Annotated in this window: 18 protein-coding genes; 11 read left to right on the plus strand and 7 right to left on the minus strand. The window is 60.5% G+C overall.

Annotated elements, in window-relative coordinates; genetic code table 11:
* Positions 1–229 precede the first annotated feature (229 nt).
* Positions 230–1,900, plus strand: coding sequence for a BCCT family transporter (locus tag J3P81_RS11270; RefSeq protein WP_434563800.1), 1,671 nt, complete (start codon positions 230–232; stop codon positions 1,898–1,900).
* A 39-nt stretch (positions 1,901–1,939) separates the two neighbouring features.
* On the opposite strand, the gene J3P81_RS11275 is transcribed toward J3P81_RS11270, so the two are convergent.
* From J3P81_RS11275 to J3P81_RS11290, 4 genes are all read right to left on the minus strand, one after another.
* Positions 1,940–2,659 carry a 3'-5' exonuclease gene (locus J3P81_RS11275; RefSeq protein ID WP_434563802.1) on the minus strand — a complete coding sequence of 240 codons (720 nt, stop codon included), beginning with the start codon at positions 2,657–2,659 and terminating at the stop codon, positions 1,940–1,942.
* Complete coding sequence (locus J3P81_RS11280; protein ID WP_434563804.1) at positions 2,656–4,533, minus strand: DUF294 nucleotidyltransferase-like domain-containing protein; 1,878 nt, start codon at positions 4,531–4,533, stop codon at positions 2,656–2,658. Before J3P81_RS11280 ends, J3P81_RS11275 begins: the two co-directional genes overlap by 4 nt.
* A gap of 89 nt (positions 4,534–4,622) precedes the next feature.
* Positions 4,623–5,414, minus strand: coding sequence for a transporter substrate-binding domain-containing protein (locus J3P81_RS11285; RefSeq protein WP_420766514.1), 792 nt, complete (start codon positions 5,412–5,414; stop codon positions 4,623–4,625).
* A gap of 90 nt (positions 5,415–5,504) precedes the next feature.
* Entirely contained in the window at positions 5,505–6,152 is a 648-nt protein-coding gene (locus J3P81_RS11290) for a TetR family transcriptional regulator (protein ID WP_434564101.1), read from the minus strand.
* Positions 6,153–6,295: 143 nt separating this feature from the next.
* Here J3P81_RS11290 and J3P81_RS11295 point away from each other — a divergent pair, with 143 nt between their 5' ends.
* A complete protein-coding gene (locus tag J3P81_RS11295) occupies positions 6,296–7,525 on the plus strand; it encodes an arabinose transporter (protein ID WP_434563806.1) in 1,230 nt (409 codons plus the stop codon).
* A 58-nt stretch (positions 7,526–7,583) separates the two neighbouring features.
* Positions 7,584–8,456, plus strand: coding sequence for an SDR family oxidoreductase (locus J3P81_RS11300; protein WP_434563808.1), 873 nt, complete (start codon positions 7,584–7,586; stop codon positions 8,454–8,456).
* Here the strand turns inward: J3P81_RS11300 and J3P81_RS11305 are convergent.
* Both J3P81_RS11305 and J3P81_RS11310 read right to left on the minus strand, forming a co-directional pair.
* Complete coding sequence (locus J3P81_RS11305; RefSeq protein ID WP_434563810.1) at positions 8,443–9,075, minus strand: response regulator; 633 nt, start codon at positions 9,073–9,075, stop codon at positions 8,443–8,445. The two genes, J3P81_RS11300 and J3P81_RS11305, sit on opposite strands and share 14 nt — an antisense overlap.
* 31 nt (positions 9,076–9,106) lie before the next feature.
* The gene (locus tag J3P81_RS11310; protein ID WP_420766510.1) at positions 9,107–10,468 is read right to left on the minus strand and encodes a cache domain-containing protein; all 1,362 of its coding nucleotides are present in this window, start codon (positions 10,466–10,468) and stop codon (positions 9,107–9,109) included.
* A 301-nt stretch (positions 10,469–10,769) separates the two neighbouring features.
* Here J3P81_RS11310 and J3P81_RS11315 point away from each other — a divergent pair, with 301 nt between their 5' ends.
* Positions 10,770–12,830, plus strand: a complete 2,061-nt coding sequence (locus J3P81_RS11315) for a carbon starvation CstA family protein (RefSeq protein WP_434563812.1) — start codon at positions 10,770–10,772, stop codon at positions 12,828–12,830.
* 15 nt (positions 12,831–12,845) lie between these two features.
* Complete coding sequence (locus tag J3P81_RS11320; protein ID WP_072390895.1) at positions 12,846–13,043, plus strand: YbdD/YjiX family protein; 198 nt, start codon at positions 12,846–12,848, stop codon at positions 13,041–13,043.
* Between the two features lie 1,653 nt (positions 13,044–14,696).
* Here J3P81_RS11320 and J3P81_RS11325 read toward each other — a convergent pair.
* Positions 14,697–16,493, minus strand: coding sequence for a methyl-accepting chemotaxis protein (locus tag J3P81_RS11325; RefSeq protein ID WP_434563814.1), 1,797 nt, complete (start codon positions 16,491–16,493; stop codon positions 14,697–14,699).
* Positions 16,494–16,737: 244 nt separating this feature from the next.
* Here J3P81_RS11325 and J3P81_RS11330 point away from each other — a divergent pair, with 244 nt between their 5' ends.
* The 6 genes from J3P81_RS11330 to J3P81_RS11355 all read left to right on the plus strand — a co-directional run bounded on the left by J3P81_RS11330 (position 16,738) and on the right by J3P81_RS11355 (position 24,815).
* On the plus strand, positions 16,738–17,004 hold the full coding sequence (locus J3P81_RS11330; RefSeq protein ID WP_420766769.1) for a DUF4212 domain-containing protein: 267 nt from the start codon (positions 16,738–16,740) through the stop codon (positions 17,002–17,004).
* Between the two features lie 11 nt (positions 17,005–17,015).
* Positions 17,016–18,785 (plus strand): sodium:solute symporter family protein, encoded by a 1,770-nt coding sequence (locus tag J3P81_RS11335; protein WP_420766770.1) that lies wholly within the window; start codon positions 17,016–17,018, stop codon positions 18,783–18,785.
* Positions 18,786–19,028: 243 nt separating this feature from the next.
* Positions 19,029–21,074: a TonB-dependent siderophore receptor gene (locus tag J3P81_RS11340; RefSeq protein ID WP_434563816.1), complete on the plus strand. Its 2,046-nt coding sequence runs from the start codon at positions 19,029–19,031 to the stop codon at positions 21,072–21,074.
* A gap of 583 nt (positions 21,075–21,657) precedes the next feature.
* Entirely contained in the window at positions 21,658–23,067 is a 1,410-nt protein-coding gene (locus J3P81_RS11345) for a circularly permuted type 2 ATP-grasp protein (protein WP_420766772.1), read from the plus strand.
* Between the two features lie 3 nt (positions 23,068–23,070).
* Entirely contained in the window at positions 23,071–24,021 is a 951-nt protein-coding gene (locus J3P81_RS11350; protein ID WP_420766773.1) for an alpha-E domain-containing protein, read from the plus strand.
* Positions 24,018–24,815: a transglutaminase family protein gene (locus J3P81_RS11355; RefSeq protein WP_420766774.1), complete on the plus strand. Its 798-nt coding sequence runs from the start codon at positions 24,018–24,020 to the stop codon at positions 24,813–24,815. Before J3P81_RS11350 ends, J3P81_RS11355 begins: the two co-directional genes overlap by 4 nt.
* Positions 24,816–24,949 lie beyond the last annotated feature (134 nt).

Genomic DNA, 24,949 nt, shown 5'->3' on the forward strand with positions numbered 1-24,949 from the left:
GCCCTTCGTTTTGCCTGGGGGCGGATGACTTCGATGCGCAACCAGTACGGTCGAGGCGTCTCGTAGGCCCAACCTGATGTCGTTTGTGGAACAGTCATGGCCGGTCGATGTCACAGGCATGCCTCCAGACTTGTTAGGCTATGGCACTTACTCTCGTTTTCACTTGGAACAGCGGGGCTTTTCAGACCATCACGCGCGCGTGCGTGTTGCATAATCAAAGGAGGTTCACGTGGGTAAAGATCCTGTAGACGATCTATCAGGAAAATCCCAGACGCCCGGTACGGAGGGGATACCTGCCCCTAGCGGCGAGGCAAATCTCATCGAAACAGACTACGTCATCGGACAGGACAATTTCCGCGGTGAGTTTTCTTTCTCCCTGGACATCCATGGCAAGGTTTTCCTCATCTCTGCCGCCACCGTTTTGTTGTTCGTCATCGTGACGCTGGCGCTGCAAAATGAAGTCGAGCCGCTTTTCAGCGCCATGCGCGGATGGCTGACCCGGCACCTGGCCTGGTTCTTCATGAGCGCAGGCAATATTTTCGTTCTGTTGTGCCTGGCGTTGATCGTTTCGCCACTGGGCAAGGTGCGATTGGGCGGTCGCGATGCCTCGCCCGATCATACCTATGTGGGTTGGTTCTCCATGTTGTTCGCCGCCGGGATGGGCATCGGGCTCATGTTCTACGGCGTAGCGGAGCCCATGTCGCATTATGCCGCCGCGATGGGGGGCGTGACGCTCGATCCCAGCGGGGTACGCACGGACTGGGCCCCCCTCGATGGCGCAGCGGGCGATATGAAAGGCGCTGCGGACCTGGCGATGGCTGCGACGATTTTTCACTGGGGTCTGCATCCCTGGGCCATCTACGCCATCGTGGCGTTGTCCTTGGCGCTGTTCTCGTTCAACAAAGGCTTGCCGCTGTCGATTCGCTCGATTTTCTATCCGTTGCTGGGGGAGCGCGTCTGGGGCTGGCCAGGGCATATCATCGACATCCTGGCGGTGTTCGCGACGCTGTTCGGGCTGGCGACCTCGCTGGGCATCGGTGCCGAGCAGGCCGCGGCGGGGATTGAACATCTGTTCGGCATTCCATCGTCCAACGTCAGCAAAGTGGTACTGATCATCGGTATCACGCTGATTGCCCTGTGGTCGGTTCTGGCCGGGCTGGAGAAGGGCGTCAAGCTGCTCTCGGAAATCAATATGGGCCTGGCGCTCCTGTTGCTGCTCTTCATCATCGTCGTCGGTCCCACCTTGGCCATTCTTACCGGCTTCTTCAAGAACGTGGTGACCTACGCTGAATACCTGCCCGCATTGTCCAATCCTTTCGGCCGTACGGACGCCGAGTTCACCCAGGGCTGGACAGCGTTCTACTGGGCCTGGTGGATCAGCTGGTCGCCCTTTGTAGGCATGTTCATTGCGCGGGTCAGCCGGGGCCGGACCGTCCGGGAATTTTTGATTTCTGTCTTGCTGGTGCCTTCGCTGGTGTCGGTGCTATGGATGACCACTTTTGGCGGGACGGCCATCGACCAGGCCACCTTGCAGGGATTGAGTGGGGTAAAGGATGCAGTGTTGGAACTCAAGCTGTTCGCGATGCTGGAGGCGCTGCCCCTCAAGGAAATTTCCTCGTTGCTGGGCATCGTGCTGGTGATCGTGTTCTTCATCACTTCGTCGGACTCCGGCTCGCTGGTAATCGACACCATCACGGCCGGCGGCAAGGTCGATGCGCCTGTGCCCCAACGGGTTTTCTGGGCTGTCATCGAGGGCGTGATCGCGATTGCGCTGCTGTTGGGTGGGGGGCTGGTCGCCTTGCAGGCCATGGCGGTTTCGACCGGGCTTCCCTTTGCCATCGTTCTGCTGCTGGGCTGTATTTCCCTGGTGAAGGGATTGATGTCAGAACCGCGATCCTGATCGCCTGAAGATTGGTTGGGGCGAGGCGCGCCCCAGCGTTCAATCCCAGAGCTGCCCGACCGCCACGGACGGGCTGTAATGGGTGGCTACCTGCGCTTGCAACAGCTCGGCCGTGGCCAGTGCATCGGTCAATGCATGGTGGGCGTGATAGGTGGGCAGTCGATAACGCAGACGCGTATCGGCCAGCCGGATGGAGGCTGGTGGCCGCCGCAACAGCCGGTCCAGCCAACGGCGACGACCCCTGACCCGCCATGCCTCCAGCTGCATCGTGTCAATGACCGGAAACTGCAGGCCCTCTCCAAGGTGACGCCGAAACGCCTCGTCCAGAAAGTCGCGCTCGATGGCCCGGTAATGCACCACCATGATTCGCCCCGCCAATGCTTCCAGCAGGTTGTCCATGATGTCGGGGAATCGAGGGGCATGACGGATGTCGGCATGGGTAATGCGATGGAATGTCACCGACTCATGGGTCAGCGTGGAAGGTTTGATGACCCAGTACAGAGCTTCGCCGCAACGTATTCGCTTGAGGGTGAAAGGCATCAGGCCGATGCTGACGATGCTGTCGCTGCGGGCGTTCAAACCAGTGGTTTCCAAGTCCATGGCCAGCAGTTCCACTTGTTCCAACGCGGTCTGGCCGTCGATCACCCCTGTCTGGTAGAAACGCTGCAGCAGGGGATGGCGTGCTTGTCGCGCCAGTTGTTCGAAGCGCGCCGCCCAGTCCGGCATCGTCCGTTCGGTCGCTACTCGTTGGGCGTTCATCGGGATGGCCGGGCGTGACCGGGATAGCGGAAACGCAGGAATTTCTGGGCATTGCTCAACACCTGGAAGGCTTCCTTGAGGTTGTGCCGCTCAGCGGTTGAGAAGCGCTCGGGCTCGATGTAATTATCCGGTTTGCGACCCTGTTCGATGGCATCGACCTGGTGCCGTATGCGCACCATCGACAGGAACTCCAATGCGTAGCGCAGATGCTCGATGGCCTCGGGTGGTACCCATTGCGTTTGGCCGATGGCATCGAGCCGATCGAATGAGTTTTGCGCCGTGGTGCCACACGCCAGCGCGTGGATGCGGATCAGGTCGGTGAGGGGCGCCGTGCCACGGCCCTTGAGGTTGATGATCTGTTTTTGTTCCCCATCCGTTTCCATGACAAATGTGCGAAAGAAACCCAGGGGCGGCGTGCGATTCAATGCGTTGCGCGCCATCGCCGCCAGGAAAGCAGGAGTATCCCTGGACTTCTGCGCGCAAAGCGTCTTGAGCGATTCGACCATGTCCAGCGCGCCATAGACCCCGTCCAAGTCAAAAAAGATGCAGCTGTTGAGCAGGGTGGCGGCGTTCGGTTTCTCGATCCACTGGCTGAAATAGCCACGCCACACTCGCAATGGCTGGCGCCACTGGACGTTGGTCGCCATGATCCCGCCTTTGCAGTAGCTGTAGCCGCATTGGGCGAGCCCGTCGCTGACGAACGCAGCCAGCTTGCGAAAGTAATCGTCATGCAGCGCTGGGTCGAAACGATCGTCCAGCACCAGGGCGTTGTCCTGGTCGGTGACAAGCAATTGTTCGTCACGGGCCATCGAGCCCAGCACCATGAAACAATACGGAACCGGTGGTGGTCCCAGTTCGCGTTCGGCCAGTTCAAGCAGGCGCTGGGTGAAGGCACGACCAATGCCCGAGATGGCGCTGCCGATCATGTGGGCGGTCGCGCCGTCGCGGACCATGCGAATGTAGGTCCCGCGTAGGTCGCGCAGCAATGAGCGAAGACCCTCGACACTGGTCTGGTTGGAAATACTGTTTACCAGGTACAGGCTGCTCTGAGACTCGTGTCGGATGATGTCCGACAGATTGATCAAGCCCAGCGTGCGGCCCTTGTGCATCACCGGAAGGTGATGGATGTTGCTCCTGAGCATGCACAGCATCGCCTCGAACAACGAGTCATCGGCCTGGATGGCCACCGGGTCGATCGACATCACTTCGCCGATGGTGGTTTCGCCGCTGCGGTTGGCGGCCACAACGCGGGTGCGCAAGTCCCGGTCGGTCACGATGCCGAGCATCTGCTCGGGGTGTTTCCCGGCTGGCTCAAGGACCACGACACAGGAAACGCTTCGTTCGGTCATCAACTGTGCGGCTTCCCGGACGCTGGTTTGCGGCGTAACCCAGACCAGATCCCGGGAAATCAATGCTCGGGACTTGAGCTGGATCAGCTCGCTCGCACGGCCTTGGGCCTCGACGGCTGACTTGAGCCTGGAATGCCCCTCGGCTTCGACAAAGTCGGCAAAACTGTCGTGCCGCTCGCATAACTGGGCGAATACATCCGCCGGAATGAAATAGATCAGGCTGTCTTCCAGGGCCTTGGCCGGGAAGCGCACCCGGTTGCTGCGCAGCAAGCCCGCCTGGCCAAAGATATCGCCCTCGACCAGCCGGTTGTACAGTTCGCCGCTTCGCCGATAGATCTCGACCGCGCCGCTGCGTACGTAGTGCAGGTCATGAATGGCCGCACCTGCTTCGAGGATCGGGCTTGAGGCCTTGAAATACGCGACTTCGACGCGCCGGGCAATTTCCTCCAGGGTCTCCTGGGGAAGGGCATCGAATGGCGGAAAACGATGAAGGTGCTCACTGATTTCCAATAATTCGATCTGCATGGGGCCTCGTGACAGTTCTGTTTGAAGCCCCAACATGCCAGACCATGGCGCCGCACACAAACCCGGGAGCGTGTACGGCCACCGGTTCGTTATTGAGCTTGAGGCACGGCCAGCCACTGCCCGATGACTTTCTGATAGCTGCCGTTGGCCTTGCTCAGGTGCAACCACTGGTCGACGTACATCTTCCAGGTGTTGTCGTCACGGGGCAGCAGATAGGCTTTCTCGCCATATTGCAGGTAGCGGGTCGGGTTGACGGCGCACAGGCCCGGCTTGAGTTTCTGCTGGTAGAGCGCTTCCGAGGCATCGGTGATCATGACGTCGGCGCGTTTGTCCAACAGCTCCTGGAAGATCGTCACGTTGTCATGGAAGGCGAGCTGGCCCTTGGGCAGGAATGCCCGCACGAAGGCTTCGTTGGTGCCACCGGCCGGCTCGACGAGGCGCACCGAAGGCTGGTTCATCTGCTCGATGGTCTGGTAGCGCGACTGGTCTTCGCAACGCACCAGCGGGATCTTGCCATCCACGTCCAGGGTGTTGCTGAAATAGGCTTTCTTCTGTCGTTCCAGGGTCACCGAAATCCCGCCCATCCCGATGTCGCACTTGCCCGCCAGCATGTCGGGCATCAACGTTTTCCAAGTGGTCTGGACCCATTGCGCCTTGACGCCCAGGCTGGCGGCCAGCGAGCGGGCCATGTCGATGTCGATGCCTTCGTATTCCCCCGATTCGGCCTTGTAGGTGTAGGGCTTGTAGTCGCCGGTGGTGCACACGCGCAGTTCACCTTGCTGGATCACTTTGTCCAGATGCGAAGCCGTTGGTTCGGCCAGGGCGCTGCCGCAGAATGCCAACAGGCCAAAGAGCGTCATCGTGCTTGTTATGGTTTTCATGGGATGGGACGTCTCGCAAGGGAAGGGGACAAGACGGGGGAGTGTAGTAAAACTGCCTGCGGGCTGTCACTGGAACGTCGACGCGAATGCTCAGCCTGCCATGCTCTCGCACGCCTGGAGGTTTTTCAGGTAGGCGCAGAACATATCTGCCATGGCATCGGCATAGCTCTGGACTTCTTGCCGAACGCGAGGCGTTGCCGAAAACCGTTTCCCCACGGAGCTGAGGGTGGCGATGATCAGCTCACCGGCCAGGGCGCGGGTTTGCATACTCGCGTCCGGCAGCACTTGCTGCATGAACGCATCCACCGATGCCTGCACTGAAGTACGTGCCGCCTGGTGCTCAGGCGCATCCCGATAAAGTGGCGCAGCGTCGTTGAGCGCGACGCGAATCTGCGCTTCGTCGCACTCGGACTGGATGAACGCCTGCACAAGGGTTCGTAACCGCGAGAGGGGCGGTGTGGAGGGATCTTCCAGAATGTCTCGCAACATATCGCTGGTCTGCCGCCATTCATCACTTTGCAGCCGAAACAGGATCGCTGCCTTGTTCGGAAAGTACTGATACACCGATCCGACGCTCACACCCGCTCGCTCGGCAACGCGGGCAACGGTGAAGCGTTGGGCGCCCTGACTCGCCAAAACCTGAACAGCCGCTTCCAGGACTGCCGCCACAAGCTGGGTGGAACGTGCCTGTTTTGGCTGCTTGCGTGAGGAAATCTGCGGGCTTGGGCGATCGGACATGGCGGCATCGGCCTCGGAAAAGGAATGCGAATAGGAAATACGACGGATTATTCGTATCTTGAATGCGACTAATTGATCGCATTTTAGGCGGCTGCGCAAGCGGCATTCAACTTCACTTCGCGTCCCTTTCCATGGGTAGGGTTATGACTCAAGAAGATATTCATCCGGGTGCCTCTGTGGCGCCCCCGGCAGCCGTCGAAACCAATCCGGTATTCAAGTTGTTGCCGCTCACGTTGACCGTGTTCATTGGCTTTCTCACCATCGGCATGCAACTGCCAGTTTTGCCGCTTCATTTGCACGACACGCTGGGGATGGGCACGTTGGTGATTGGCCTGGTAGTGGGTGCACAGTTCGCCGCGGCGCTGCTGTCGCGATCCTGGGCCGGCAATTTCGCCGACCTGCGCGGCGGCAAGCGCGCGGTCATGGTCGGGCTGGTGACGGCGGCGGTTTCCGCTTTGGTCTATCTGCTGTCCCTGGCGTTCGTCGCTACGCCGGTGTTGTCGGTCTGGCTGTTAGTAGGCGGTCGCGTGCTGCTGGCGATCGGTGAAAGCCTGATCGTCACCGGGGCGTTGGGGTGGGGCATCGGTCTTGTAGGGGGGCAGCATGCCGGCAAGGTCATGGCCTGGAATGGCATTGCCATGTATGGCGCGTTCGCCCTGGGCGCCCCGCTTGGCGTGGCGCTCGATTCGGGTTGGGGGTTCATGGGCATCGTTGTGGCGTCGGCGTTTATTGCGCTGTTGGCCTTGGCGGTTGTCGCCGGCGTCCGCGGCGTAGCCCCTACGGCGACCCGGCGCACACCGTTCTACAAGATGTTCGGCGCGGTATGGGTTCCCGGCATGGGCCTGGCGTTTTGCAGCGTCGGCTTTGGTGTCGTCACAGCGTTCATTGCCTTGTTATTCGCGGCCAGGGATTGGGGCAACGCTTCGCTCGCGTTCACGGCGTTCGGTCTGGCCTTCATCGGCGCGCGGCTGTTGTTCGGGCATCTTCCGGACAAGATCGGTGGCGCGCGTGTCGCATTGGTCTGCGTCGTGATCGAGGCCGTTGGGCTGCTGCTCATCTGGGGCGCCGATACGGCATTCATCGCCTATCTCGGCGCCGCGTTTACCGGCTTCGGTTATTCCCTGGCATTTCCCGGTTTTGGCGTGGAAGCAGTGCGGCGTGCTCCGCCGCAGTCACGTGGCCTCGCCATGGGCGCCTATGTTGCCTTCCTCGATATTTCCCTGGGCATGACCAGCCCGCTGGCTGGTGTGCTGGCCAGTGGTTGGGGCATCGAGGCGGTTTACCTGGGCGGTGCGGTTGCCGTTGCGTTGTCGTTCGGGGTGGCCTTGATGTTGCTCCGAAGTCGGGAAATACAAGTTCAATACAAATCCTGAGCCTTGTTCAGGTTATAGAAGACTTTCTATCTCGCTTTTCCAGACAGGAGCGTTGCTCATGCACGTATTCGTTACCGGTGCCACGGGCTGGGTTGGGTCGGCCGTGGTGCAGGATTTGCTCGGCGCCGGGCATCAAGTCACCGGCCTGGTCCGTTGCGAAGAAAAGGTTGCCGCGCTCGCCGCCACCGGCGCGAGAGTAATTCAAGGGACGTTGGATGATCTGGATGTCCTGCATCATGCAGCGTCGGCGGCGGATGCGGTTATTCACACCGCTTTTAATCATGATTTTTCACGATTTGCCGAAAATGCCGAGCAAGACCGTCGCGCGATTATGGCACTGGGCGGCGCGTTGCAAGGCTCCGAGCGACCGCTATTGGTGACCTCGGGCTTGTTCGGATTGACCCGGGGCGCCAGTGAGCTGGAAGTGGTCAGCCCGGCCTCGCCTCGTAAGTCCGAAGCCACGGCAAGGGATCTGACCGAGCGTGGTGTGCGCGTGGCGACGGTTCGGTTGGCGCCATCGGTCCATGGCGTCGGCGACTATGGATTCGTACCGATCCTGATTCGTCTGGCCCGTGAGCAGGGCGTATCGGCTTATCTCGGCGACGGTAACCATTGCTGGTCGGGCGTGCATCGACTGGATGCGGCACGGGTCTATCGATTGGCGCTTGAGCAGGGCGTGACCCAGTCCGTCTACCACGCCGTTACCGACGAAGCTGTACCCTTCAAGGACATTGCCCAGGCGATAGGACGTGGCCTGGGAGTGCCGGTCGAGTCCCGAGAGCGCGAGCATTTTGGCTGGTTCGCTCACATGGCGGGCGCGAACATGGCGGTGTCCAGTGAGTACACCCGCGGTTTGTTGGGTTGGGTGCCGAGCGGGCCGGGGTTGTTGGATGATCTTGAACATCCTGGTTACTACATCAGCGCGGAATGATCCCGTGGTCGATCGCGTATTTTACCAGGGCCGCGGGCTTGTCGATGTTGAGCTTTCGGCGAATGCTCAGGCGGTGGGTTTCGACGGTGCGGACGCTGATGTCCAGCTCGCGGGCCATTTCCTTGTTGTTGAAGCCCTGGACCATTTTCTTCAGCACCTGGGTCTCGCGCGGCGTCAGCTCGCTGTCGGTGTGCGGGTCGGTGGCGAGGCGCTGGGCGATCTCGGCGCTGTAGAAGGTGCCGCCGCTGATGATGGCCTCGATGGCGGCGATGATTTCCTTCGACGGTGAGTTCTTCAGGACATAGCCGCTGGCGCCGGCGCGCACCGATTCGCTGACGTACTCATGATTGTCATACATGCTCAGGATAAGGATCTTCAAGCCTGGGTGCTGCCTGCCCAGCAGCCGGGTCAGCTCAAGGCCGTTCATGTCCTTGAGGCCGATGTCCATCAACAGAAGATCCGGCTGGCAGCGTTCGACCATTTCGATGGCCTGTACACCATTCTCCGCTTCGCCAACCACATCCAGCCGGGGCATGACGGACAGCAGGGCGCGGATGCCGTCCCGGACCAGGGAATGATCGTCGACCAGGGCGACGCGTATGGCTGGAGACAGGGTCATCGACAAGGGCTCTTGTTGAATTCAAGGCGCATCAGCTTTCCGTGGTGGACATGGTCATGGGCAAGAGGATATCCAGTTCGCTTCGTCCTGGCACCGATGTCATGTCCAGCCGCCCGCCGAAATGCTCGACCCGTTCGCGGATATTACGCAAGCCGATGCCCGTATGGCCGCGCTCGACCTGTGGAACGTTGAAGCCCATCCCGTCATCCACAACGGTCAGTCGCAAGGACTGGCCGGAGCCGAACAGGGTGATGGCGACACGCTTCGCCCCGGCGTGACGCTCGATGTTGGTCAGCGCTTCCTGGGCGATGCGAAACAGCGAGACCGGTGCGCCGTTTTCCAGGCGACAGTCGAATTCGTTGCTTCGGTAGGACACTTCCAGGCCGCTGCGTTGCTCGAATTCGGCCGCAAGCTGGCCTATGGCGGCAGGCAGGCCCAGGGTGTCGAGCAAAGACGAGCGCAGGTCGTGGGAGATGCTACGGATTTCACCGATGGCTTCACCCAGTCGGTCAGTGGCGTTTTTCAAGATGCCCACTCCATTTTCCTGGCCGTTCTCGATGACGTGGCTGGCCAGCTCGAACTGGAACTTGATCGACACTAACAGTTGGCTGATGCCGTCATGCAGTTCACGGGATACCCGGGAGCGCTCTTCCTCTTGCAAGCTGACAATGCGCTGGTTCAAGCGCTGCAGTTTCTTGTCGGCCAGGCGATGCTCGCTGACGTTGAGGGTAATGCCGCCGGCGAACACCAGCAGCACTGCGATCAGTGCAATGGCGGCGATTGCCTGCATCGTGGTGTGGATGCCTTGGGCCACTTCGGCGCGGGCCTGTTGGGTGGCACGCTCCACGTCCTCCAGGTAAATCCCGGTGCCGAGCATCCAGCCCCAGCGATCGAGCATCACGACATAGGCCAGTTTGTCGGTCACCTGGCCGGAGGACGGCTTGTTCCAGGCATAACGCTGGAAGCCTTCACCCGATTCGGCGCTCTTGAGCAACGCCTGGATGACGGGCAGGCCCTGGGGATCTTTCATGTCCCAAAGGTATTGCCCGACCAGTTCCGACTGCCGGGCGTGCATCAGGCTGCGACCCTGGCGGTCGTACACGAAGAAATATCCGTTGATACCGAAGCTGAGCTTGCGCAGCTCTTCCAGTACCTGCTGCTGTGCCCGCGCGTCGCCCTGGCCGTTGTCATACAGCGGCGCGATCAGGCTCTGCGCCATCTCGACGTAGTTCTTCAATTCGGCGCGCTTGCTCGCCAGGATGCTGTCTTCGATCAGTTGCGCCTGTTGATCACCCAACTGGCGGTTGAGTGAGATGACCAAGGCACCGATGACAGCAATCGCCAGGACCAGCGGCAGGATCCCGAGAGCAACGATTTTGTGTTTGAGCAGCATCTTTACTCCAGTCCGGGCGCGGCGGGGAGGCGAATGGCGGCATCATATGCCAAACCTGTGCGCGCGGCATAAGACCTGTGGGAGCGAGCCTGCTCGCGAAGGCGATGGGGCAGTCAAATCATCATTAACTGACACGCCGCTTTCGCGAGCAGGCTCGCTCCCACAAGGGAATCGGGGTTCTACGTAGTACTACGGATTTATTTATTGACGGCATGCAGGGATATTGGGCCGGCTCCGAATAGCCGGGGCACACTATAAAAACAATCGCCGCAATCCATTGGATATCGGCAGGAGACACGCAATGACAACCCGTCTGGTTAAACACCTCGCCTGGTTTGCCGTGGCTGTTCTGGGAGCTTGTGCGCTGAGTGTCGTGGCCTTGCGCCGCGGAGAGCCGATCAACGCCCTCTGGATCGTCGTCGCAGCCGTGGCCATTTACCTGGTCGCCTATCGCTACTACAGCCTCTTCATCGCCAACAACGTGATGCAACTCGATGCGCGCCGGGCCACGCCTGCCGTGCTCAACAACGATGGCCTGGACTACGTCCCGACCAACAAGCACATCCTGTTCGGCCACCACTTCGCGGCCATTGCCGGCGCGGGGCCGCTGGTCGGGCCGGTGCTGGCCGCGCAGATGGGCTACCTGCCCGGCACGCTCTGGCTGATCGCCGGCGTGGTGCTGGCCGGTGCGGTGCAGGACTTCATGGTCCTGTTCCTGTCCACCCGCCGCAACGGTCGCTCCCTGGGCGACATGGTGCGCGAGGAAATGGGCCGCATTCCCGGCACCATCGCGCTGTTCGGCTGCTTCCTGATCATGATCATCATCCTCGCGGTGCTGGCGCTGATCGTGGTCAAGGCCCTGGCCGAGAGCCCGTGGGGCATCTTCACGGTGATGGCGACCATCCCGATCGCGATGTTCATGGGCATCTACATGCGCTACATCCGCCCGGGCCGCATCGGCGAGATCTCGATCATCGGCGTGCTGTTGCTGTTGGGTTCGATCTGGCTGGGCGGGCAGATCGCCGCCGATCCGGTCTGGGCCAAGGCCTTCACCTTCACCGGAATCCAGATCACCTGGATGCTGATCGGCTACGGTTTTGTCGCGGCGGTCCTGCCGGTGTGGCTGATCCTGGCGCCACGGGACTACCTGTCGACCTTCCTCAAGATCGGCACCATCGTCGCCCTGGCGATCGGCATCCTGGTCACCATGCCCGAGCTGAAAATGCCCGCGCTGACTCAGTTCACCGACGGCACCGGGCCGGTGTGGAAGGGCGGCTTGTTCCCGTTCCTGTTCATCACCATCGCCTGCGGCGCGGTCTCGGGTTTCCATGCGCTGATCTCCTCGGGCACCACGCCCAAGCTGCTGGATAACGAAACCAACGCCCGCTACATCGGTTACGGCGGCATGCTGATGGAATCCTTCGTGGCCATCATGGCGATGGTTGCCGCCTCGGTGATCGAGCCGGGCGTGTACTTCGCCATGAACAGCCCGGCGGCGATCGTCGGCACTGACGTGGTGGCCGTGGCCCAGACCGTCAGCAGTTGGGGCTTTGCAATCACCCCCGACGCGCTGCAAGCGGTGGCCAAGGACATCGGTGAGACCACCATCCTGGCCCGTGCCGGCGGTGCGCCGACCCTGGCGGTCGGTATCGCGCAGATCCTGCACTCGGTGCTGCCGGGTGAGAACACCATGGCCTTCTGGTATCACTTCGCGATCCTCTTCGAAGCGCTGTTCATCCTCACCGCGGTGGACGCCGGCACCCGTGCCGGGCGGTTCATGCTGCAGGATCTGCTCGGCTCGTTCGTGCCGGCCCTCAGGCGAACCGAATCCTGGACCGCCAACCTGATCGCCACCGCCGGCTGCGTCGCGCTGTGGGGTTACTTGCTGTACCAGGGCGTGATCGATCCGCTGGGCGGCATCAACACCTTGTGGCCGCTGTTCGGCATCTCCAACCAGATGCTGGCCGGTATCGCCCTGATGCTCGCCACCGTGGTGCTGATCAAGATGAAGCGCCAGCGCTACGTCTGGGTCACGCTGCTGCCGGCGAGCTGGCTGCTGATCTGCACCACCACCGCGGGCCTGATCAAGCTGTTCGACGCCAACCCGGCGATCGGCTTCCTGGCCCTGGCGCGCAAATACAACGATGCCCTGGCCGCCGGCCAGATCCTGGCCCCGGCCAAGAGCATCGAGCAGATGCAGCACGTGGTGTTCAACGCCTACACCAACGCAACGCTGACGGTATTGTTCCTGTTCGTGGTCTTCAGCATCCTGTTCTACGCGCTCAAGGTCGGCATCGCCGCCTGGGGCACGAAAGAGCGCACGGACAAAGAAGCGCCATTCCAGGCCCTGCCGGACGCTTGATAGAGGATTGCAACGATGTTCAATGACTTGAGTCGCCTCGGTAAATACCTCGGTCAGGCCGCCCGCCTGATGGTCGGCATGCCCGACTACGACAACTACGTCGAGCACATGCAAACCAAGCACCCGGACAAGCCGCTGATGGACTACGAGGCGTTCTTCCGAGAGCGCCAAGAGGCCCGTTACGGCGGCAAGGCCGGGCCTAAGTGCTGTTGAACTGAGGCCCATCCCTTGTGGGAGCGAGCCTGCTCGCGATAGCGGTGGGTCAGTTAATGATGAATTGACTGACCTGACGCCATCGCGAGCAGGCTCGCTCCCACAGTTGTTTTGGGGTGGCCTCAGGACTTTCTGTACACCACCGGTTCCCTTGTGGGAGCGAGCCTGCTCGCGATAGCGGAGTGTCAGTTGGTGATGAATTGACTGACCTGACGCCATCGCGAGCAGGCTCGCTCCCACAGTTGTTTTGGGGTGGCCTTGGGATTGCGTACATCACGGATCGCCTTGTGGGAGCGAGCCTGCTCGCGATAGCGGAGTGTCAGTTGACGAGGATTTGACTGACCCGACGCCATCGCGAGCAGGCTCGCTCCCACAGTTGTTTTGGGCTGGTCTCAGGATTTTTGTACACCACCGGTTCCCTTGTGGGAGCGAGCTTGCTCGCGATGGCGGTGGGTCAGTTGATGATGAATTGACTGACCTGACGCCATCGCGAGCAAGCTCGCTCCCACAATTGTTTTGGGCTGGTCTCGGGATTGCGTACACCACAGATCGCCTTGTGGGAGCGAGCCTGCTCGCGATAGCGGAGTGTCAGTTGGTGATGAATTGACTGACCCGACGCCATCGCGAGCAGGCTCGCTCCCACAGTTGTTTTGGGGTGGCCTCAGGACTTTCTGTACACCACCGGTTCCCTTGTGGGAGCGAGCTTGCTCGCGATAGCGGAGTGTCAGGTTGGTGATGAATTGACTGACCTGACGCCATCGCGAGCAGGCTCGCTCCCACAGTTGTTTTGGGGTGGCCTCAGGACTTTCTGTACACCACCGGTTCCCTTGTGGGAGCGAGCCTGCTCGCGATAGCGGAGTGTCAGTTGGTGATGAATTGACTGACCCGACGCCATCGCGAGCAGGCTCGCTCCCACAGTTGTTTTGGGCTGGCCTTGGGATTGCGTACACCACAGATCGCCTTGTGGGAGCGAGCTTGCTCGCGATAGCGGTGGGTCAGTTGGTGATGAATTGACTGACCTGACGCCATCGCGAGCAAGCTCGCTCCCACAGTTGTTTTGGGGTGGTCTCAGGGTTTTTGTACACCACCGGTTCGCTTGTGGGAGCGAGCCTGCTTGCGATAGCGGAGTGTCAGTTGGTGATGAATTGACTGACCCGACGCCATCGCGAGCAAGCTCGCTCCCACAATTGTTTTGGGCTGGTCTCGGGATTTTTGTACACCACCGGTTCCCTTGTGGGAGCGAGCTTACTCGCGATAGCGGAGTGTCAGTTAATGATGAATTGACTGACCTGACGCCATCGCGAGCAGGCTCGCTCCCACAGTTGTTTTGGGCTGGTCTCAGGATTTTTGTACAGCACCGGTTCCCTTGTGGGAGCGAGCTTGCTCGCGATAGCGGTGGGTCAGTTGGTGATGAATTGACTGACCCGACGCTATCGCGAGCAGGCTCGCTCCCACAGTTGTTTTGGGGTGGCCGTGGGATTGCGTACACCACAGATCGCCTTGTGGGAGCGAGCCTGCTCGCGATAGCGGTGGGTCAGTTAATGATGAATTGACTGACCTGACGCCATCGCGAGCAGGCTCGCTCCCACAGTTGTTTTGGGCTGGCCTCAAGATTTGTGTACATCACCGCTCCCACACGGCTGGTCGAAACGCTTAGTCCGCCAACAACACCGCCGCATCAAACCCCACCCGCAAATTGCCCCAGTGACGGCCGCCGAAGAAGAACGGCACGTCGATCTCGGTCATGATTTCCCCTGTGTCGCGCAGGTAGGTCTGGAGCAGGAAGCGCTGGACGTTGCCCGCAGCGCGCAGGCCGATCGGGTCGTTGAAGATCCGCTTGTTGCGGCAAACCGGTAGGTCCACCGCGCGATCTCCGGTGGGTTGCTTGGACACCCAGCTGTTGTTGACCGGGCAATACCCCTTCGTATCGACAATGAACGAGACCTTGCCGCCCGGCGTGCTGCGGGTGAGCTTGTCGCATTCTTCCTGGCAGACCCGGGCAAAGCGTTCGGTATAACTGGTCATGTATTGCTTGGGATCGGTGCCGGGAATCAATTGGTAATTCTGGTCGAACAGGTTGACACCTTCATCCTGCAACGCCTGCAACTGAACCTGCAGCGTGTCGCGGCATTCGCTGGCACGGGTGATGGCGGCGTCCAGCTTGCCGTGGCCAAGCACGAAGCGGCCCAGTAGCGTCTGGACCTTCTCCGCCACGCCAGACAGGTCGCGTGTGGCGGTCGCCGATTGCTGCATGCGTTGGTCGATCGACTGGCTGTCGGCGTGGATCTGGGTGACGCGTTCGTTGATGCCAGTGTTGGTATCGGCGAATTGCTGGATATGGTCAGCGATGTCGGCCAACTTGCCGTTGGTGGATTCGAAGTCGACGATCATGCTTTCGAAATGACCGGACGCGCGTTCAACGACTTTCTGGGTTTCCCGGGCGCTGTGGCTGATCTGGGTGGTCTGTTCGTGGGTCGAGCTGACTTCCTGCAACATGGCGTCGATGTTACGGGAGATATCGTCGGTGGCGCGGCTGACGTTCTGCGCCAAGGTGCGCACTTCATCGGCGACCACCGCAAAGCCACGGCCACTTTCCCCGGCACGCGCGGCTTCGATGGCGGCGTTGAGGGCCAACAGGTTGGTCTGGGCGGAAATCTGCTGGATCAGGCCGACAATCGACTTGATGCTCGAAGAGCGCTGGTTGAGGGCGTCCACCAGCCCGGCGAACTCGCCGAGGCTGCTGGAAATCTCGCTGATGTTGCCGGTCACTTCCAGCAATTCGGCGTAGGAGTCCCGGGCCATGCTCAGGTTCTGCGCGGTGGTGCCGGATATGCCCTGGGTCTGGCGCGACACCTCTTCAATACGGCCCACGGCGGTATTGCTCTGCTCCATCACTTCCTTGGCGAAGCGCGCCTGGTGCGTCGCGCTGTCGCTGGAATCACTGATGTTCTTCAGCGAGCGGGCCGATTCGACGGCGATATGGACGGTCAATGCCTGGACGTTGCTAATGATCTCGCGCTGCTTGGCCAGGAAACGGTTGCAGGTGGCGGCCAGCGTGCGGATCTCGTCGTGGGTCACCAGCGGCAGGTCCTTGGACAAGTCGCCCTCGCCGTTGGCGATCTCTTCCAGGGCTTTGGTCATGGCGGTAACGGGGCGCACGATGAGGTGGCGGAAGTACCAGACCATGAAACTGACCATGGCCAGCGTCAAAAGCGCGCCGAAGAGCAGCGCATGGGTGAGGCTGTCGAGGCGGTCTTGAATCTGTCCCAGCAGCGTGGCGTCAAGCTGGGCAGTGCGCAACTGCAGGACGATATCGGCGCGGGCGCTGAGGGCCACCCAATAAAGCAAGGCACTGACCGCGACCAAGAGGAAAAGGCTTGAAAGCTTTTTGGTGAGGGTATCGAAAAATTGCATTTCGATAGACTCATACAAGGCCTTTAACGTCTGCATCACAGCTCCAGGGAAAAAATAGATTCGATGGCATACATTCGACCGAGAACGGCAAAGCTTTAGGGGGTTGGGGCGATTTGATATCACCCTGGGATTCTGACGCGGCCTAGCCCTGTCATTTCGGTGCGAAAGGGATGTCAATAACTGTTGTTACGAATTAGACGAAAGTCGTACTAGCGCCTTGCCCGGCGACTGCTACGGTTTGAAGTGCAAAACAATAACAACAAAACAAGAGGGCGCTTCGATGTCCACTGAAAAACAACAGGCTGCGCGTGCCTACTGGACGGAAAATCTACGCTGGATGCTGGTGCTGCTGGTCATCTGGTTCGTGGTGTCGTTCGGTTTCGGCATCTTGCTGGTCGACTCACTCAACACCATCAGTTTCTTCGGCACGCCTCTGGGGTTCTGGTTTGCCCAGCAGGGGTCCATCTACGTCTTTGTGCTCGAGATCTTCTTCTATGTCTGGAAGATGAATCAGCTTGATCGCAAATATGACGTTCACGAAGACTGAGGGCGGCGCACATGGACACAAAAACCCTGATCTACCTGGTCGTAGGCGCCACCTTTGCGTTGTACATCGCGATCGCGATCTGGACGCGGGCCGGCTCCACCAGTGAGTACTACGTCGCCAGCAAGGGCGTGCACCCCGTGCTCAACGGCATGGCGACCGGTGCGGACTGGATGTCGGCGGCGTCGTTCATTTCCATGGCGGGGATCATCGCCTTCGCGGGGTACGACGGTTCCGTCTACCTGATGGGCTGGACCGGCGGCTACGTCCTCCTGGCGATGTGCCTGGCGCCGTACCTGCGCAAATTCGGCAAGTTCACCGTGCCCGAGTTCGTTGGGGCGCGTTATTACTCGCAGACGGCGCGGGTGGTGGCGGTAATCTGCGTGATCTTCATTTCCTTTACCTACGTGGCGGGGCAGATGCGCGGCGTAGGCATCGTGTTTTCCCGCTACCTGGAAGTGGACATCAACACCGGCGTCATGATCGGCATGGCCATCGTGTTCTTCTATTCGGTGCTGGGCGGCATGAAAGGCATCACCTACACCCAGGTGGCGCAGTACTGCGTGATGATCTTCGCCTACATGGTGCCGGCCATCTTCATCTCGATGATGATCACCGGCAATCCGATCCCGCAGCTGGGCTTCATCAGCGAAGCCGCCGGCTCGGGGCAGAGTGTGATCGAACGGCTCAATGGCTTGGGCGCCGAGTTGGGCTTCTCTGCCTATACCAATGGCACCAAGTCGACCATGGACGTATTTTTCATCACCATGGCGCTGATGGTAGGGACCGCGGGCCTGCCCCATGTGATCGTGCGGTTCTTCACCACCCCCACCGTCCGGGACGCACGCAAGTCTGCCGGCTACGCGTTGCTGTTCATCGCGATTCTCTACACCACCGCACCGGCGGTGGCAGCGTTCGCTCGTACCAACCTGCTGACCTCCATCCCCAACGTCAGTTATGCCACCGCGCCGGACTGGTTCAAGGCCTGGGAAAATTCCGGACTGATTGCCTGGGCGGACAAGAACAACGACGGCATCATCCAGTACAGCCCTGGGGCGGCGCTGGTCGGGGCGCCGAGCTTTACCGGCGAACGTGGGGCGCATGAGCAGCGGTTGCTCAAGAACCAGCTTTCGCCGGTGCCCAACGAGCTGTATGTCGACAACGACATCATGGTGTTGGCCAACCCTGAAATCGCCGGGCTGCCCGGTTGGGTAATTGCCTTGATCGCTGCCGGTGGGCTGGCGGCGGCGCTATCGACGGCAGCGGGGCTGTTGCTGGTGATCTCCACCTCGATCTCCCATGACCTGCTCAAAAGCAACATCATGCCCAGGATCAACGAGAAGCAGGAGTTGCTCGCGGCGCGTATCGCGGCCGGTGTGGCGGTATTGATCGCCGGATTGTTCGGCATCTACCCACCCGCATTCGTCGCCCAGGTGGTGGCGTTCGCCTTCGGGTTGGCGGCGTCTTCGTTCTTCCCGGTCATCGTCATGGGGATTTTCTCCAAGCGCATGAACCGCGAAGGCGCGATCGCCGGGATGATCGTCGGGCTGACCTTCACGTTCACCTACATCGTCTATTTCAAATTCATCAACCCGACGATGAACACGGCTGAACATTGGTGGCTTGGTGTGTCCCCTGAAGGCATCGGCACATTGGGCATGGTATTCAACTTCCTGGCGGCCCTGGTGGTGTCACGCTTCACCGCGCCGCCACCGGAGCACATCCAGCACTTGGTGGAGGATATCCGCGTACCGAGGGGCGCCGGCGCCGCCATCGATCACTGACCTTCAACGAGCCCCAAAACGGAGAGGGGACCGATAAAGGGCGCCGGAGTCATCCTCCGGCGCCCTTTAATGCATTCAGAGTCAAGCGTGGAAATGTTGGAAAGATTTACTGGGAATCATTCTCAAAGTATATTCGCTCTCATTTCCAACCCTCTGTGAGTGCGCGTCTTGAATCGTTTCACCCCTTTCGCCTACCGCAACGCCCTCGTCAAATGTGTTTTACCTGCGCTGTCCTGTTGTTTCATGGCCAGCCCCTTGAGGGCACAGGACACCCTCGAACTGCCCACTACGGATGTGCAAGGCAGTCGGATCATTCAGGACGAGGGCTACACGGCGACGCAAGCCAGCACGGCGAGCAAGAGCGATGTACCGATCAAGGAAGAGGCGCAATCGATCAACGTAGTCACTCAGCAGACGCTGGCGGACTATCAGGTGCGCTCGCTGGAGGACGCGATGAAGTTCGTCAGCGGCGTCAGCCAGGGCAACACCCTGGGCGGCTCGCGGGACTCATTGGTCAAGCGCGGCTTCGGCACCAACGACGACGGCTCGATCCTGCGCGACGGCGTGCGTTCCAACCTGGGCCATAACTTCAGCGCCACCACCGAGCGGGTCGAAGTACTCAAGGGGCCGGCCTCGATGTTGTACGGCGCGCTGGAACCTGGCGGCCTGATCAACGTCATCAGCAAGAAGCCGCAATACACCCAGAGCACCACGCTCAGCGGTTCCGCCTACAGCGAAGGCGGCGGCACCATGGCCCTGGACACCACCGGACCGCTGGGCGATACCGGATTGGCCTATCGCCTGATCGCCGAGCGCGGCCATGAGGATTACTGGCGCAACTATGGGATCAACGAAAGTACACTCGTGGCGCCGTCGTTGGCGTGGACCGGCGAGCGGGCTTCTTTGAATCTGAGCTATGAGTACAACGAATATTCCAACCCGTTTGACCGGGGGACGATGTTCACCAATGGACATCCGGCCGACATCGACTATGACAAGCGCCTGGATGAACCTTGGGCCAAGAGCATCGGCATCCGTGAGACGGCCACTGCGCGGTTCGAGTATGAATTGAGTGACGCGTGGAAGACGCGGGTGACCTACGGCTGGAACAATGACCGTTACAGCCTTTCGATTGCGCAGCCGCGCCTGTCGAATGGTGTCCTTCAGCGCGCCGCCAACGGTGCCCATTATGACGATGAAACCCGCTACGCCAGTTGGGACTTCATTGGCAATCAAGAGTCGTTCGGCCAGCGTCATGATCTGTTGGTCGGGGTCGACAACCAGGTTTCAGACCAGTTTCGGGGCAAGACCTACCGTGGCGCTAACCAAGCAGGTTTCGACCCTACGACTCCGGTGTACGGTGGCCTGGATGAGCCAAGTCGTGTGAATGCTGCGCAGAGCAACCTGAGCAACAAGCTGACCTCCAGTTCGGTGTATCTGAAGGACAACTGGCACCTGGACGACCGCTGGATCCTTGTATTTGGCGGTCGTTATCAGCATTACGATCAATACACGACGCAGGGACTCGTCCCTGCCAAGCCAGTTCGCGACGATAATGGAGACGCCTTCGTCCCATTCCTCGGCCTGGTCTACAAAGCCACGGAAGAACTGTCGCTATATGGCAACTACAGTCGCTCGTTCAAGCCTAACGACGTGGTGGACGAGGGTAGTCATACCTTCAAGCCGGAGGAGGGCCGCAGCAACGAAGTCGGCGCGAAATACGATCCGCTGCCGGGCCTGAATATCAACCTCGCCCTGTTCGATATCGTGAAGAAAAACGTCGTGACGTCCTCTACGATCAACGGCGTAACGTTGGCAGAAGCCGCTGGCAAAGTTGGCTCCCAAGGCCTCGAACTCGATATCACCGGTCGCCTCGCCGAACGTTGGGACTTGATCGGCACCTACGCCTATACCCACACGGAGATCCTTGATGATCCGGACGATGAAGGCCATCGTCTGGCCGACGCCCCCAAGCACACCGCCAGCCTGTACCTGAGCCACCACCTGAACGTCCCGGCCGAATTCGGTGCCTGGCACGCCGGTGCCGGTGCGCGTTATGTCGGCGAGCGCGCCGCCAACAACGCCAACGATTTCTGGCTCAGCAGCTATACCGTCGCCGACGCTTTCCTGCGCTGGGAGTCGCCGGTGTTCGGGCACAAGACGTCGTTGCAGTTGAACGTCGATAACCTGTTCGACAAGCAATACTACCCGTCATCCACCGGCAGCGAACTTCAGGTCGCCGTCGGCGAGCCGCGTACCGCCAGGTTGAGTGCCAGCGTGACGTTCTGATCGCAGCGCGCCAACAAAAATGCCCGGACAACCATGTCCGGGCATTTTTGTTTCTGGCTTCAGGCCGTCTTCGCGCAAGCTCGCTTCCAACGAAGCGCTCTTTCAGCGAAGTCTTCGCCCGTGAGCTATGGTTGAGCCAAGCGCAGCGCTTTAGCGGTGAGTAATAATTTCCTCTTTTCGGGGCGTTCGGCCTCGACTTCCCGTCTGTCTGCACCGATTCGACCCGTTTGCTGTGCCGGCGCTTGAAACTGGAGTCAGCGTTTCAGGGCTCGAAACTCTTTTCGTCGCGAAATCAAAAATAAATTTCGCTTTTTCACCGCTTTGCGCCGGTTTTTCCAGCATTGCTTCAATCCGCCGCACTTAGGCACAGCCCTTGCTACGGCTCCACGAGACCCAGCAGAAAGGAGTTTCGATACGCAAATATAAAAAAGGGGCGCACGTCATCCAGACGCAAAGGCCTGATCAGAGACCCATGCCTGACGAGGTATTCAAAGAACCAGGGCTCATAAACGAGGCAAGGCCGTACTTGGTGGAATGACGACGTAATAAGAAATGCCGTGTACGACACGGCTGGGAGTTGGCTATGCCCCACGCTTTTTTCAATGAAATGTACGACGCGAAGGGTGACTGCCGCCCGCACTACCAAGCATTCTCGCGCTGGCTGGCGGACACGCCGCTGGAACTGCTGGAACAACGCCGCCGTGAAGCCGACCTGCTGTTTCATCGGGCGGGCATCACCTTCACGCTTTATGGGGACGAGCAGGGCACCGAGCGCTTGATCCCGTTCGATATCATTCCGCGCAGCATCAAGGCCAGCGAATGGCAAATCGTCGAACGCGGCTGCATCCAGCGGGTCCAGGCCCTGAACATGTTCCTGGCCGACATCTACCATGGCCAGCGCATTCTCAAGGAAGGCATCATCCCCGCCGAGCAGGTGCTCGCCAACGAGGGTTATCAAATTGCGATGCAGGGCCTGGACCTGCACCGAGGCATCTATGCCCACATCGCAGGCGTCGACCTGGTCCGCGATGGCGATGGCAGCTATTACGTGCTGGAGGACAACCTGCGCACGCCAAGTGGCGTGAGCTACATGCTCGAAGACCGCAAGATGATGATGCGCCTGTTCCCCGAACTCTTCGCCGCCCAGCGCGTAGCGCCCATCGATCATTACCCGAACCTGTTGCTCGACACGCTCAAAAGCTCAAGCCCGTTGGACAACCCGACCACCGTGGTCCTGACGCCGGGGCGTTTCAACAGCGCCTATTTCGAGCACGCGTTCCTGGCCCGGGAAATGGGAGTGGAGCTGGTGGAAGGCGCGGACCTGTTCGTGCGTGACGACCATGTCTATATGCGCACCACGGCCGGGCCCCAGCAGGTGGATGTAATCTACCGTCGCCTGGACGATGCCTACCTCGATCCGCTGTCCTTCAACCCTGATTCCATGCTCGGCGTGCCGGGGCTGATCGCGGTCTACCGTGCAGGCAATGTGGTGCTGGCAAACGCCGTCGGCACGGGCGTGGCGGATGACAAGTCGATCTATCCCTATGTCGACGACATGATCCGTTTCTACCTGACCGAAGAACCGATCCTGAAGAACGTGCCGACCTGGCAGTGTCGCAAGCCCCAGGACCTGTCCCACGTGCTGGCGAACCTGCCCGACTTGGTCGTCAAGGAAACCCAGGGTTCCGGCGGCTACGGCATGTTGGTCGGGCCAGCTGCCACCGCAGCGGAGATCGAAGATTTTCGGGCCCGCCTCAAGGCCCGGCCCGAGGCCTATATCGCCCAGCCGACCTTGAGCCTTTCCACCTGTCCGACGTTCGTCGAAAGCGGCATCGCGCCACGCCACATCGACTTGCGTCCCTTCGTGCTGTCCGGCAAGGAAACTCGTCTGGTGCCCGGCGGCTTGACCCGCGTGGCGCTGCGCGAGGGCTCGCTGGTGGTGAACTCGTCCCAGGGCGGCGGTACCAAAGACACTTGGGTCGTGGAGGACTAAGACATGCTTTCAAGAACCGCATCGGACCTCTACTGGATGTCCCGCTACCTGGAGCGCGCCGAGAACCTGGCACGCATGCTCGAAGTCAGTTATTCGCTGTCGCTGATGCCCCAGGCCGGACGCGGCGATGGTCAGGCCGAGCTGGCGATGTCGTTGCTGGCGGCCGGTACGCTGGATGACTACAACGCCCGTTATGACACCCTCAACACCGAGCGCATGCTGCATTTCTTTGCGTTGGACGAAACCAACCCCGGCAGCATCTACAGTTGCCTGCGGGCGGCGCGGACCAACGCCCATGCCGTGCGCGGACGCATCACCGCGGACATGTGGGAGAACATCAACGCCACCTGGCTGGAGATGCGCAGCATCGCCAGCAACGGCCTGGGCCGTTATGGCATCAGCCATTTCTGCGAATGGGTGAAGGAGCGTTCGCACCTGTTCCGTGGCGCGACGTCGGGCACGATCATGCGCAACGATGCCTACTGTTTCATTCGCCTGGGGACGTTCATCGAACGCGCCGACAACACCTTGCGGCTGCTGGACGCCCGCTACGAGATGTTCGGCGAAGAATCGGAAGAGGTCAGCGACAACTCGGCGCGCGGTTACTACCAGTGGAGTGCGTTGCTGCGGGCGTTGTCTTCGTTCGAGGCGTTCAACGAGATCTACCGTAACGCGCCGAATGCCGAGCAGGTGTCTGAGATGTTGCTGCTGCGGGCCGACGTGCCACGCTCGCTGCACGCCTGCATTGAAGAACTGGACCATATTCTCGCCAGCCTGCCGGGCAATAACGGTCGGCCGGCGCAGCGGCTGGCCGCCGAGCTGAATGCGCGGCTGCGTTATTCGGGGATCGACGAGATCCTCGCGTCGGGCCTGCACCAATGGTTGACCGAGCTGATTGGCCAGATCCGCCACTTGGGCCAGACCATTCATGACGCCTATCTGGAGGTCGTATGAAACTGTCCATCCGCCACGACACGACCTATAGCTATGCCGACGAGGTCTGCACCAGCATCCAGTTCCTGCGCCTGACGCCCAAGGACACCCGACGCCAGACCATCCTGCAATGGCATCTTGAATTGCCGCGCCTGGTGCGCAGCCAGCTCGACCCGTACGGCAATATCCTGCACGTCATGACCATGGACGAGCCTCACGGCGCCCTGATCCTGACCGCTTATGGTGAAGTGCAGATCGACCAGACAGTGGAAATGGAGCCCGATACCCAATCACCGCTGCCGTTCCTGCGCACCAGCCGCCTCACCCTGGCCGACGACACCCTCAGCGCTTTCGCCGTGGCGCAATGCGGCGCACGTCGTGACCGTGCTGCGTTGGCCGACTTGATGAATGGCCTTGCCGATCGCATGCCCTACAGCCCCGGCACTACTGCCGTCAGCAGTACGGCGGCAGAGGCGTTCGCCGGTGGCGCCGGGGTCTGTCAGGACCATGCCCATGCGTTCGTGGCCTGCGCCCGCAGCCTCGGCGTGCCGGCGCGTTATGTGTCCGGCTATCTGTGTACCGAGGACGAGAGCCATCTGGCAAGCCACGCCTGGGCCGAGGCTTGGCTGGATGACGGCTGGTACAGCTTTGACGTGACCAATCGCTTGCTTCGTCCCGACCGCCATTTGAAGTTGGCGATTGGCCTGGATTACCTTGACGCCTGTCCGGTTCGCGGCATGCGCCGTGGTGGCGGGGCGGAGCAGATGCACGCGCGGGTGCAGGTAAGCTCGATGGTTCAGGTGCAGCATCAGTAATTTGACCATTGAAGCCTAAGGCCTCTTCGCGAGCAGGCTCGTTTCCCCAAAGGTTCGAGTTAACACTGGGGGGAGCGAGCTTGCTCGCAATGAGGCAGGCACATCCAACCTCGATACGGCTACTGAACAGGAAA

This window comes from Pseudomonas sp. R1-6, assembly GCF_051132115.1.
In the GTDB taxonomy this organism is placed as follows: domain Bacteria; phylum Pseudomonadota; class Gammaproteobacteria; order Pseudomonadales; family Pseudomonadaceae; genus Aquipseudomonas.

Coding starts and splice junctions, on each gene's coding strand:
- J3P81_RS11275 (WP_434563802.1), bottom strand. CDS start 2,659: ATGAACGCCCAACGAGTAGCGACCGAACGGACGATGCCGGACTGGGCG.
- J3P81_RS11280 (WP_434563804.1), bottom strand. CDS start 4,533: ATGCAGATCGAATTATTGGAAATCAGTGAGCACCTTCATCGTTTTCCG.
- J3P81_RS11285 (WP_420766514.1), bottom strand. CDS start 5,414: ATGAAAACCATAACAAGCACGATGACGCTCTTTGGCCTGTTGGCATTC.
- J3P81_RS11290 (WP_434564101.1), bottom strand. CDS start 6,152: ATGTCCGATCGCCCAAGCCCGCAGATTTCCTCACGCAAGCAGCCAAAA.
- J3P81_RS11295 (WP_434563806.1), top strand. CDS start 6,296: ATGACTCAAGAAGATATTCATCCGGGTGCCTCTGTGGCGCCCCCGGCA.
- J3P81_RS11300 (WP_434563808.1), top strand. CDS start 7,584: ATGCACGTATTCGTTACCGGTGCCACGGGCTGGGTTGGGTCGGCCGTG.
- J3P81_RS11305 (WP_434563810.1), bottom strand. CDS start 9,075: ATGACCCTGTCTCCAGCCATACGCGTCGCCCTGGTCGACGATCATTCC.
- J3P81_RS11310 (WP_420766510.1), bottom strand. CDS start 10,468: ATGCTGCTCAAACACAAAATCGTTGCTCTCGGGATCCTGCCGCTGGTC.
- J3P81_RS11315 (WP_434563812.1), top strand. CDS start 10,770: ATGACAACCCGTCTGGTTAAACACCTCGCCTGGTTTGCCGTGGCTGTT.
- J3P81_RS11320 (WP_072390895.1), top strand. CDS start 12,846: ATGTTCAATGACTTGAGTCGCCTCGGTAAATACCTCGGTCAGGCCGCC.
- J3P81_RS11325 (WP_434563814.1), bottom strand. CDS start 16,493: ATGCAGACGTTAAAGGCCTTGTATGAGTCTATCGAAATGCAATTTTTC.
- J3P81_RS11330 (WP_420766769.1), top strand. CDS start 16,738: ATGTCCACTGAAAAACAACAGGCTGCGCGTGCCTACTGGACGGAAAAT.
- J3P81_RS11335 (WP_420766770.1), top strand. CDS start 17,016: ATGGACACAAAAACCCTGATCTACCTGGTCGTAGGCGCCACCTTTGCG.
- J3P81_RS11340 (WP_434563816.1), top strand. CDS start 19,029: ATGGCCAGCCCCTTGAGGGCACAGGACACCCTCGAACTGCCCACTACG.
- J3P81_RS11345 (WP_420766772.1), top strand. CDS start 21,658: ATGCCCCACGCTTTTTTCAATGAAATGTACGACGCGAAGGGTGACTGC.
- J3P81_RS11350 (WP_420766773.1), top strand. CDS start 23,071: ATGCTTTCAAGAACCGCATCGGACCTCTACTGGATGTCCCGCTACCTG.
- J3P81_RS11355 (WP_420766774.1), top strand. CDS start 24,018: ATGAAACTGTCCATCCGCCACGACACGACCTATAGCTATGCCGACGAG.